The 9,366-nt window shown below is 58.2% G+C and carries 12 protein-coding genes; 3 read left to right on the forward strand and 9 right to left on the reverse strand.

The annotated features are described in order from the left end of the window. Positions 1-48 precede the first annotated feature (48 nt). From hpt to HA43_RS01225, 3 genes are all read left to right on the forward strand, one after another. Positions 49-585 carry a hypoxanthine phosphoribosyltransferase gene (gene hpt / locus HA43_RS01215; RefSeq protein WP_094110743.1) on the forward strand — a complete coding sequence of 179 codons (537 nt, stop codon included), beginning with the start codon at positions 49-51 and terminating at the stop codon, positions 583-585. A 235-nt stretch (positions 586-820) separates the two neighbouring features. Then, positions 821-1,747 (forward strand): ABC transporter ATP-binding protein, encoded by a 927-nt coding sequence (locus HA43_RS01220; RefSeq protein ID WP_039382642.1) that lies wholly within the window; start codon positions 821-823, stop codon positions 1,745-1,747. After that, positions 1,744-2,514 (forward strand): ABC transporter permease, encoded by a 771-nt coding sequence (locus tag HA43_RS01225; RefSeq protein ID WP_039382646.1) that lies wholly within the window; start codon positions 1,744-1,746, stop codon positions 2,512-2,514. Before HA43_RS01220 ends, HA43_RS01225 begins: the two co-directional genes overlap by 4 nt. Positions 2,515-2,597: 83 nt before the next feature. On the opposite strand, the gene panD is transcribed toward HA43_RS01225, so the two are convergent. The 9 genes from panD to HA43_RS01270 all read right to left on the reverse strand — a co-directional run. Further along, a complete protein-coding gene (panD, locus tag HA43_RS01230) occupies positions 2,598-2,978 on the reverse strand; it encodes an aspartate 1-decarboxylase (protein WP_094110744.1) in 381 nt (126 codons plus the stop codon). 36 nt (positions 2,979-3,014) lie between these two features. Next, positions 3,015-3,869, reverse strand: coding sequence for a pantoate--beta-alanine ligase (gene panC / locus HA43_RS01235; RefSeq protein WP_094110745.1), 855 nt, complete (start codon positions 3,867-3,869; stop codon positions 3,015-3,017). Positions 3,870-3,884: 15 nt separating this feature from the next. Next, a complete protein-coding gene (gene panB / locus HA43_RS01240; protein ID WP_094110746.1) occupies positions 3,885-4,679 on the reverse strand; it encodes a 3-methyl-2-oxobutanoate hydroxymethyltransferase in 795 nt (264 codons plus the stop codon). 81 nt (positions 4,680-4,760) lie between these two features. Next, positions 4,761-5,246, reverse strand: a complete 486-nt coding sequence (folK, locus tag HA43_RS01245) for a 2-amino-4-hydroxy-6-hydroxymethyldihydropteridine diphosphokinase (RefSeq protein ID WP_039382657.1) — start codon at positions 5,244-5,246, stop codon at positions 4,761-4,763. Next, positions 5,243-6,664 (reverse strand): polynucleotide adenylyltransferase PcnB, encoded by a 1,422-nt coding sequence (gene pcnB, locus HA43_RS01250; RefSeq protein ID WP_211279566.1) that lies wholly within the window; start codon positions 6,662-6,664, stop codon positions 5,243-5,245. Before pcnB ends, folK begins: the two co-directional genes overlap by 4 nt. A 40-nt stretch (positions 6,665-6,704) precedes the next feature. Next, a complete protein-coding gene (gene gluQRS / locus HA43_RS01255) occupies positions 6,705-7,628 on the reverse strand; it encodes a tRNA glutamyl-Q(34) synthetase GluQRS (RefSeq protein ID WP_094110747.1) in 924 nt (307 codons plus the stop codon). A gap of 85 nt (positions 7,629-7,713) precedes the next feature. Continuing rightward, the gene (gene dksA, locus HA43_RS01260) at positions 7,714-8,169 is read right to left on the reverse strand and encodes an RNA polymerase-binding protein DksA (protein WP_039382663.1); all 456 of its coding nucleotides are present in this window, start codon (positions 8,167-8,169) and stop codon (positions 7,714-7,716) included. 240 nt (positions 8,170-8,409) lie between these two features. Further along, entirely contained in the window at positions 8,410-9,126 is a 717-nt protein-coding gene (gene sfsA / locus HA43_RS01265; RefSeq protein WP_094110748.1) for a DNA/RNA nuclease SfsA, read from the reverse strand. A gap of 9 nt (positions 9,127-9,135) precedes the next feature. Continuing rightward, the coding region (locus HA43_RS01270; protein ID WP_483243722.1) for a 2'-5' RNA ligase family protein at positions 9,136-9,366 on the reverse strand (231 nt) is incomplete at its 5' end.

Below are 9,366 nucleotides of genomic sequence, written 5' to 3' on the forward strand. Positions count from 1 at the left end.
TTGTGATAGACTGCGGAGCTTTCTGAAAACCTTAACCAGGCGAACGCAATGAAACACACCGTTGATGTGATGATCTCCCGGGAGGAGATTGCAACCCGTATTGCCGAGCTGGGCAAACAGATCAGTGAAGCCTACCGCGACAGCGGCAGCGAGATGGTGCTGGTTGGTCTGCTGCGCGGCTCCTTTATGTTTATGGCCGATCTGTGTCGGGCGATTGATGTTCCGCATGAGGTCGACTTTATGACCGCCTCCAGCTACGGCAGCGGCATGTCGTCGTCACGCGACGTCAAAATCCTGAAAGATCTCGATGAAGATATTCGCGGTAAAGATGTGCTGATCGTGGAAGATATCATCGACTCCGGCAACACGCTGAGCAAAGTGCGTGAGATCCTGCGCCTGCGTGAGCCAAAATCGCTGGCCATCTGCACGCTGCTGGATAAACCCGAGCGTCGTGAAGTTGAGGTGCCGGTCGAATATGTCGGCTTTACCATTCCCGATGAGTTTGTCGTGGGCTTTGGCATCGACTACGCGCAGCGCTATCGTCATCTGCCTTATATCGGCAAAGTCACCATGCAGGACGCATAACCGCACAATCTACCTGGGTCATTTTGGCCGTTCCGGGATAGAATCAGCCGCCCGTAAGTGACTGACTTGCGGGCCTGATGCACTTTTCTGCACGATACAGCGCGTCATGCGCTCCCCGCAGGCGCACCACGTCTGATTTCAACACAAATTCTGCTGAATTCGCCGCACGTCTGGCGCGGGCGCACTATCATTTTCATCAGGCTTTGATGTCACAACAACAGGATATGGACTCGCAATGACTTATGCACTGGAACTTTCCGGGCTGACCAAGACCTATCCCGGCGGCGTACAGGCGCTGAAAGGTCTCGATCTGAACGTAGAAGCGGGCGATTTTTACGCTCTGCTGGGACCCAACGGCGCCGGCAAATCGACCACCATTGGGATTATCAGCTCACTGGTCAATAAATCTGGCGGCAGCGTTCGGGTATTTGGTTACGACCTGCAAAAAGATGTGGTCAATGCCAAGCGCCAGCTCGGGCTGGTGCCGCAGGAGTTCAACTTTAACCCGTTTGAAACCGTGATGCAGATCGTCGTAAACCAGGCAGGCTATTACGGCGTGGAGCGGGCAGAGGCGAACAAACGTGCGGAGAAGTATCTTAACCAGCTCGATCTGTGGGGCAAACGCAATGAGCGCGCCCGCATGCTTTCAGGCGGTATGAAGCGCCGCCTGATGATTGCGCGTGCGCTGATGCATGAGCCCAAGCTGCTGATTCTGGATGAGCCAACGGCCGGTGTGGATATTGAGCTGCGCCGCTCCATGTGGGTGTTTCTGAAAGAGCTGAATGCGAAAGGCACCACGATTATCCTCACCACGCACTATCTGGAAGAGGCAGAGATGCTGTGTCGCAATATCGGCATTATTCAGAGCGGCGAACTGGTGGAGAATACCTCCATGAAAGGCCTGCTCTCTAAACTGAAATCGGAAACCTTTATTCTCGATCTCGCCCCGCGCAGCGCGCTGCCGCAGCTGGAGGGCTTTCAGTATCGCCTGGTGGATACCTCGACGCTGGAAGTGGAAGTGATGCGTGAGCAGGGGCTTAACAGCGTATTCAGTCAGCTGAGCGCGCAGGGCGTACAGGTGCTGAGCATGCGTAACAAGGCAAACCGGCTGGAAGAGCTGTTTGTGGGACTGACACAGGGTAAAGCAGGAGGCAGAGCATGACGCATCTTTATTGGGTCGCGTTAAAGAGTATCTGGAGCAAAGAGATTAACCGGTTTGCCCGCATCTGGATCCAGACGCTGGTCCCGCCGGTGATCACCATGACGCTCTACTTTATTATTTTCGGTAACCTGATTGGTTCACGCATTGGCGACATGCACGGCTTCAGCTATATGCAGTTTATCGTGCCGGGCCTGATTATGATGTCGGTGATCACCAACGCCTATGCTAACGTCGCCTCCTCTTTTTTCAGCGCAAAATTCCAGCGCAATATTGAAGAGCTGCTGGTGGCACCGGTGCCGACCCACATCATCATTGCCGGCTATGTCGGCGGCGGCGTGGCGCGTGGCGTCTGCGTGGGGATCCTGGTGACGGCGGTCTCGCTCTTCTTTGTGCCGTTCCACGTTTTCTCCTGGCCAATGGTTGCCATCACTCTGCTGCTGACCGCGGTGCTCTTTTCGCTGGCGGGTCTGCTCAACGCGGTGTTCGCCCGCACGTTTGATGATATCAGCCTGATCCCGACCTTTGTGCTGACGCCGCTGACTTATCTGGGCGGCGTCTTCTATTCGCTGGCGCTGCTGCCGCCATTCTGGCAGGCAGTCTCGAAGCTGAATCCGGTGGTGTATATGATCAGCGGCTTCCGGTACGGCTTCCTCGGCATTAACGATGTGCCGCTGGTGTTTACGCTGTCGGTGCTGTTAGCGTTTATCGTGGTGTTTTATGTGCTGGTGTATACGCTGATCCAGCGCGGTCGCGGCTTACGCACCTGAATCTTATTTAGCAGGATAATAAACAGGGGCGCCGGAAGGGCGCCCCTGTTGTTTCTGGCAGCTCAGCGTAATATGGCTGAACGCTACGCAACCTGAACCGGCAGCGCCCGGGCAAGACGTTTCATCTCATTATCGCCCTCAAAATAGGCCACCTTTGGCTGCCAGCTGCGCGCCACTTCATCCTCTACCTGCACGTAAGAGCAGATAATCATGATGTCTCCGGCACAGGCGCAGCGCGCGGCAGCACCGTTTACGGAGATAATTTTTGATCCCCGCTCGGCGGAGATGGCGTAGGTGGAGAAACGCTGGCCGTTGGTCACGTTGTAAATATCGATCGCTTCATATTGCAGAATGCCGGCAGCATCCAGGAAATCCTGATCGATCGCGCAGGAGCCTTCATAGTGCAGATCGGCCTGCGTGACTTTGACGCGGTGCAGTTTGCCCTGCAGAACAGTACGAATCATCGCGGTATACCCTTAAGGTGCTGTTTAAACGACGGCTTACGCCATCAGATCCACTTGCTGGTTATCAATCAGACGCGCGTTGCCCAGCCAGGCGGCCATCAGGATCACCGCGCGCTGGCTCTCCACCGTCAGCGGCTGCAGCGTAACGGCATCGCAGATTGCCAGCCCGTCAGGACGAAACCCCTTTTCCTGCAGCGCGGCGTTCGCCTGTTCAATAATCTCATCAATGTGGCGTTCGCCGTTGCTGAGGCGCTCCGCCATACTCTGCATAACCTGGCTCAGACCCGGTGCCAGCCTGCGTTCATCGGCAGTAAGATAGCCATTGCGCGAACTCAGCGCCAGCCCATCTTTCGCCCGCACGGTGGGCACGCCAACGATGTCGATATCAAAGCCCATATCCGCAACCAGTTTGCGTATGATCGCCAGCTGCTGAAAGTCCTTTTCGCCAAAACAGGCGACGTCAGGCTGCACCAGGTTGAACAGTTTGCTGACAACCGTGGCGACACCGCGGAAGTGGCCCGGCCGGCTGGCACCCTCCAGCAGCGCAGAGAGCACCGGCACCTCAACAAACGTCTGGTTCTCTGTACCCTGCGGATAGATCGTCTGCGGTGCCGGTGCAAATACCAAATCCACACCGTGACGGTTAAGCTTTTCGCAATCGTCCTGCAGCGTGCGCGGATAGCGTGCAAGGTCATCCGCGCGGTCAAACTGCATCGGATTAACAAACACCGAGACCACGACCACATCAGCCCGCTGGCGCGCTTCATCAACCAGCGTCAGGTGGCCATCATGCAGATTGCCCATCGTGGGCACCAGGGCGATACGTTGGCCCGCCTGGCGCCAGCGACGGATCTCGCGGCGTAGCATCGGCAGCGTTTCAATGATCAACACGATAAATCTCCGGATTCAGAAGAAGCTGTGTTCGGCGGCAGGATAGGTGCCAGCCTCAACGTCGGCAATATACTGGCGAATTGCCGCGCGAATGTCGCCGGTTTCGGCGAGGAAATTTTTGGCAAATTTTGGAATGTGGCCACCGGTGATGCCAAAGGCGTCATGCATCACCAGAATCTGGCCATCGGTGACGTTACCTGCGCCGATGCCGATCACCGGAATGGTCAGCGCCTGGGTGATGCGCGCCGCCAGCCCGACCGGCACGCACTCCAGTACCATCAGCTGTGCGCCAGCGGCTTCCAGCGCCAGGGCATCGGCCAGCAGGCGTTCAGCGTCCGCCTCATCACGGCCCTGCACTTTGTAGCCGCCAAAAATATTTACCGACTGCGGCGTCAGGCCCAGATGGCCACAGACCGGTACGGCGCGCTCGGTCAGCATGCGTACACTCTCCGCCAGCCACGCACCCCCTTCCAGTTTGACCATGTTGGCACCGGCGCGCATCAGCTGCGCGGCAGAGGCGAAAGTCTGCTCCGGAGTGGCATAGCTCATAAAGGGCAGGTCAGCCATGATCAGTGCCTGCGGCGCGCCACGGCGCACGGCGGCGGTATGATAGGCGATATCAGCCACCGTGACCGGCAGCGTGGAGTCATGCCCCTGCACCGTCATCCCCAGTGAATCGCCAATCAGCATCACCTGAATGCCTTCGTCGGCAAACAGGCGGGCAAAGCTGAAATCATAAGCGGTAAGAGTGGCAAAGCGGCGCCCGCTGGCTTTCAGCTGGCGCAGATGAGAGATAGTGGTTGGTTTCATCGCAATCTCCGGCGTTTCTGATGCGCGCAGTGTACTGGATTGCTTGCAGGGGGGATATGACCGGCAGGAAATTATCGCGTGTCAGACGGACCAGAGGGTGATTTCGCTGCAGTCCAGCGTGGCGAGCACGCCGCTCAGCGGACGGCCATCGGGCAGGCGCAGACCCGGCGCAATCTCCAGCAGCGGCAGCAGCATAAATGCCCGGTTGTGCATATCATAGTGCGGTACGGTTAAACGCGGCGTATGGATCACCTGATTGCCAAACAGCATGATATCGATATCGAGCGTACGCGGCCCCCAGCGCTCAGCTTTGCGCACGCGGCCATGTTCCAGCTCAATATGCTGGGTGTGATCCAGCAGCGTCTCGGGCAGCAGCGCTGTATCAAGCGCCACTACCGCGTTCAGGTAGTCGGGCTGATCCGCCGGACCATAGGGCGGCGTACGATAGAACGATGAGGTCGCCACGCGGGAGGTCTCCGGCAGCGTATCGAGCGCCGCAAGCGCTGCATCAATCTGATGCAGCGGATCGGCAAGATTACTGCCCAGGGCGAGATAGACGCGATTCATGATGCGTTGCTGCTGCTGCCCTGTTCGCGACGCGGACCGGTGGAGCGGCGGCGCGGACGGCGCGGTTTACGGCGCGGCTGCGGATCGTCCCCCAGCGTGTTCAGCATGGTTTTCTGCTGGACCGGAACGGCGGCCTGGAATTCACCCCACCACTGGCTGAGACGCTGCAGTTCCGGATTCTTTTCTACTTCAGCACGCAGCGCCAGCAGGTCGTAAGCGGCGCGGAATTTCGGATGCTCCATCAGCTTCCATGCGCGTTTGCCGTGGCGACGCGACATACGCAGCTGCAGCTGCCAGATATCGCGGACCAGGGTGGTAATGCGTTTCGGGATCGCCAGCGCGCGGCACGCCTCGTCCAGCGTATCATTCATGGAGAGTGCAAACGCGTCATAGTAGGTCAGGCCGCTCTCCTGAGCGATACGCTCAGCGGATTCCAGCTGCGGATACCAGAACATTGCGGCAAACAGAAACGCCGGATTGACACGCAAATCGTTGTGCAGCCGGGTATCGGTGTTTTTCAGCACCTGCGCCAGCATGCGTTCCATCATGCTGTCGCCTTGCTCGGTAAAGTGGCGCGCCAGGGTCGGGAACAGCGGCTGGAAGAGCTGATATTCACACAGCATCTGCCAGGTGCGGTAGCCATAGCCAGCCTGCAGCAGCTTCAGCGCCTCTTCAAACAGGCGGGCGGGCGGAACGTCATTCAGCAGCGTCGCCAGGCGCGGGATCGGCTCGGCGGTTTCCGGCGCAATCTGCATATTGAGTTTGGCGGCAAAGCGCACCACGCGCAGCATGCGTACCGGATCTTCACGGTAGCGCGTCTCCGGATCGCCAATCAGGCGTACCACGCCCTCCTGCAGATCCTGCAGGCCACCCACATAATCACGGACCGTGAAATCTGCCACGCTGTAGTAGAGGCTGTTGATGGTGAGATCGCGGCGCTGCGCATCATCTTCGATGCTGCCAAAAATATTGTCGCGCAGCAGCATGCCGTTCTGGCCGCGCTGCGAGCTGTTGCGATCGTCTTCGCTCTCTTCCTGATGATGGCCGCGGAAGGTCGCCACCTCGATCACTTCCGGCCCAAACATCACGTGCGCCAGACGGAAACGGCGGCCAACCAGACGGCAGTTGCGGAACAGTTTGCGCATCTGCTCAGGCGTGGCATTGGTCGTCACGTCGAAATCTTTCGGCTTTTTGCCCAGTAGCAGGTCGCGTACGCCCCCGCCGACCAGGTAAGCTTCAAAGCCTGCTTTATTCAGGCGATAGAGCACCTTAAGGGCGTTTTCGCTGATATCTTTGCGTGAGATGTTATGGTTTTCCCGGGGAATGATGGTCATCTGGTTTTCAGCTTCCACCTCTTCAGGCACCTCCTCGTCACGCTTGAGGACTCTCCGGCAAAAATTAGCGACTCGGGTAAAAATGGGACACCTCGACAGTGACAAAAAATGGGTGGTAATAAAATCAGCGGCTAATCATAGCCTGTTGCGAACCATTTAGGAATGGCGTTGTCATTTCATCCGGCTTTAGCGCGTCATGTAACGGGATCTGCGCCGGCGCCCAGCGCGTAATGGCCTGGCTCAGCAGCAACGCCAGCGGGCTATCCTGCCAGCCTTCTTCTGCCGGCTGTCCGAGAAAGCGCAGCGCCTGCACCAGCAGCGGACGCGGATCGCCAGCGGGCAGGGCAGGGGCGTGATTCTGCTTGGAGAGTTTATTGCCGTCAGCGGCGATCGCCAGCGGCAGATGCAGGTATGCCGGCGGCGTCCAGCCAAACTGCTGATAGAGCGCAATCTGACGCACCGTCGGGGCGATTAGATCCGCGCCGCGCACAATTTCGGTAACGCCCTGGTCATGATCGTCGACCACCACCGCCAGGTTATAGGCGAACAGCCCGTCCCGGCGATGGATAATAAAATCCTCTTCCGCCAGCTGAGGATCCGCCAGCAGCTCCCCGCGCAGCCGATCGGTAAAATGCCGGACCGGCGCGTGCTGGCGCAGGCGCAGCGCCGCGTTATCCGGCGGGAGCTGGCGATCGCGACAGTAACCATCGTAATACCCACCCAGCTGCTGAATACGCCGGCGACTGCAGGTGCAGAAATAGCTCTGACGATGCGTGCGCAACCAGGCCAGCGCCGCCCGATACGCATCATGCCGCTGTGACTGCCACATCACTTCACCATCCCACTCCAGCCCGTAATGCTCCAGCTGCTGCAGAATGCGCGTGGCAGCACTCGGTACTTCACGTGGCGGATCGATATCTTCAATACGCACCAGCCAGCGGCCCTGCTGCGCACGCGCGCTGAGATAACTGCCGAGTGCAGCAATCAGGGAACCAAAATGAAGATCGCCGGAGGGCGAAGGGGCGAAGCGACCAATACAGGAGGACATAGCAGAGGGTGTCACTGGAAGATACACCGCACGGCGGGGAAAGATTGATTTTCCCTGCTGTGCGGTGAGAACAGGCGGATGGACATCAGCCAGCCATCTGCTTCTCGCGGATCTCAGCCAGCGTTTTGCAGTCAATGCAAAGATCGGCAGTCGGACGCGCTTCCAGACGGCGGATACCGATTTCAACACCGCAGGATTCACAGTAGCCGAAGTCGTCATCTTCCACTTTTTTCAGCGTCTTCTCGATCTTCTTAATCAGCTTACGCTCGCGATCGCGGTTACGCAGTTCCAGGCTGAACTCCTCTTCCTGCGCTGCACGGTCAACCGGATCGGGGAAGTTAGCAGCTTCGTCCTGCATGTGTGACACAGTACGGTCTACTTCATCCCTGAGTTGGTTGCGCCAGGCTTCCAGAATCTTACGGAAGTGGCCTAACTGGGCGTCGTTCATATACTCTTCGCCCGGTTTCTCCTGATACGGCTCCACACCTGCGATGGCGAGGATACTCAGGGACGATGTTTTACGGTTTTGCCCTTCTTGCATGTTGTTTCTCCTGGATAACACGCACTACCCGTTGCGATTCAGACTGCCCGGCAGGATTGCTGCACGGCTGGCCTGTCTGCTCTGGGTTTATCGATTCCCATCAGGGAAAAAAACAGGCCGCTATAAATAGCAGAAGCAATCAAGGTTGGCAATTATTCCTGAACACACCTTGACAAGCCTGTGAGTAAAAGCGTATTTAGCGCGCCTCCGGCTCCATCCTGACACAGTTTATCGCCACTATTATGACAGCTCAGCGCAGGCTGCCACCGGCAGCGGTCGGGAGAGCTGCATCTGCTCAGGAGAAAGCGTGGCCTGATACGCAAACACTTCTACGCCACGGCGCTGTGCCTGTACCAGTAGTTCTGCGTAGTGCGCGTCGATATGGCGCGCCGGGGAAACGTCCTCAATCCCCGTGTGCAGAACAGCAAACAACAAAACGGCCCGATGACCTTCTGCCGCGATTGCACTGAGTTCGCGCAGATGCTTCTGTCCGCGGACCGTCACCGCATCCGGAAAGTAGCCTTTACCATTCTGTAAAAGGGTGACGGATTTGACTTCAATATAGCAGTTTGATCTGCCCTCTGCCTGCAGAAGGAAATCAATTCGGCTTTTTTCCGTGCCATATTTCACTTCGCTGCGGCAGTGGGTGTAACCGGATAATTCCGGAATATGCTGCTGCAGCGCCTCCTGCACCAGCTGGTTAGCGCGCAGCGTATTAACGCAGATCCAGTGGCCCGACTGCGTCTCTGTCAGCTCCCAGCTGTGCGGATATTTGCGCGTCGTGCTGGCTGACGTGGAGTACCACACCGTGTCGCCGGGCGTGGCGCAGCCGGTCATGGCGCCGGTGTTGGCGCAGTGGATGGTCAGCAGGTCGCCCTCAGGCGTCACGATGTCAGCCAGAAAGCGCTTGTAGCGCGCCACCAGACGAGCCGGCTTAAGCGGCAGAGTAAACTGCATGGTGGATCCTCAGGCTGAAGTGAGCGGCCAGCGCGCCACGGTTTTGTAGCGCGTACGGCCGCGGGAAAAGAGCGATGAACAGAGCGCAAACCGGGTCGCTTCCATCTGCCAGTGAAACCCGCGCGGCGGCAGCACAATGCGCTGTGTGGCGTGGCGCAGCAGGGTAACGTGCGGATGAAAAGGCTGTGCGCTCTGCGCGCAGCCGTGTCGTGCCGCCTGAGCGCGCAGCAGCGACGCCAG

It is taken from the genome of Pantoea eucrina (genome assembly GCF_002095385.1).
Classification (GTDB): domain Bacteria; phylum Pseudomonadota; class Gammaproteobacteria; order Enterobacterales; family Enterobacteriaceae; genus Pantoea; species Pantoea eucrina.

Excerpts from the sequence above, each read along its gene's own strand:
- hpt (WP_094110743.1), top strand. The coding sequence starts at position 49 with ATGAAACACACCGTTGATGTGATGATCTCCCGGGAGGAGATTGCAACC.
- HA43_RS01220 (WP_039382642.1), top strand. The coding sequence starts at position 821 with ATGACTTATGCACTGGAACTTTCCGGGCTGACCAAGACCTATCCCGGC.
- HA43_RS01225 (WP_039382646.1), top strand. The coding sequence starts at position 1,744 with ATGACGCATCTTTATTGGGTCGCGTTAAAGAGTATCTGGAGCAAAGAG.
- panD (WP_094110744.1), bottom strand. The coding sequence starts at position 2,978 with ATGATTCGTACTGTTCTGCAGGGCAAACTGCACCGCGTCAAAGTCACG.
- panB (WP_094110746.1), bottom strand. The coding sequence starts at position 4,679 with ATGAAACCAACCACTATCTCTCATCTGCGCCAGCTGAAAGCCAGCGGG.
- folK (WP_039382657.1), bottom strand. The coding sequence starts at position 5,246 with ATGAATCGCGTCTATCTCGCCCTGGGCAGTAATCTTGCCGATCCGCTG.
- gluQRS (WP_094110747.1), bottom strand. The coding sequence starts at position 7,628 with ATGTCCTCCTGTATTGGTCGCTTCGCCCCTTCGCCCTCCGGCGATCTT.
- dksA (WP_039382663.1), bottom strand. The coding sequence starts at position 8,169 with ATGCAAGAAGGGCAAAACCGTAAAACATCGTCCCTGAGTATCCTCGCC.
- sfsA (WP_094110748.1), bottom strand. The coding sequence starts at position 9,126 with ATGCAGTTTACTCTGCCGCTTAAGCCGGCTCGTCTGGTGGCGCGCTAC.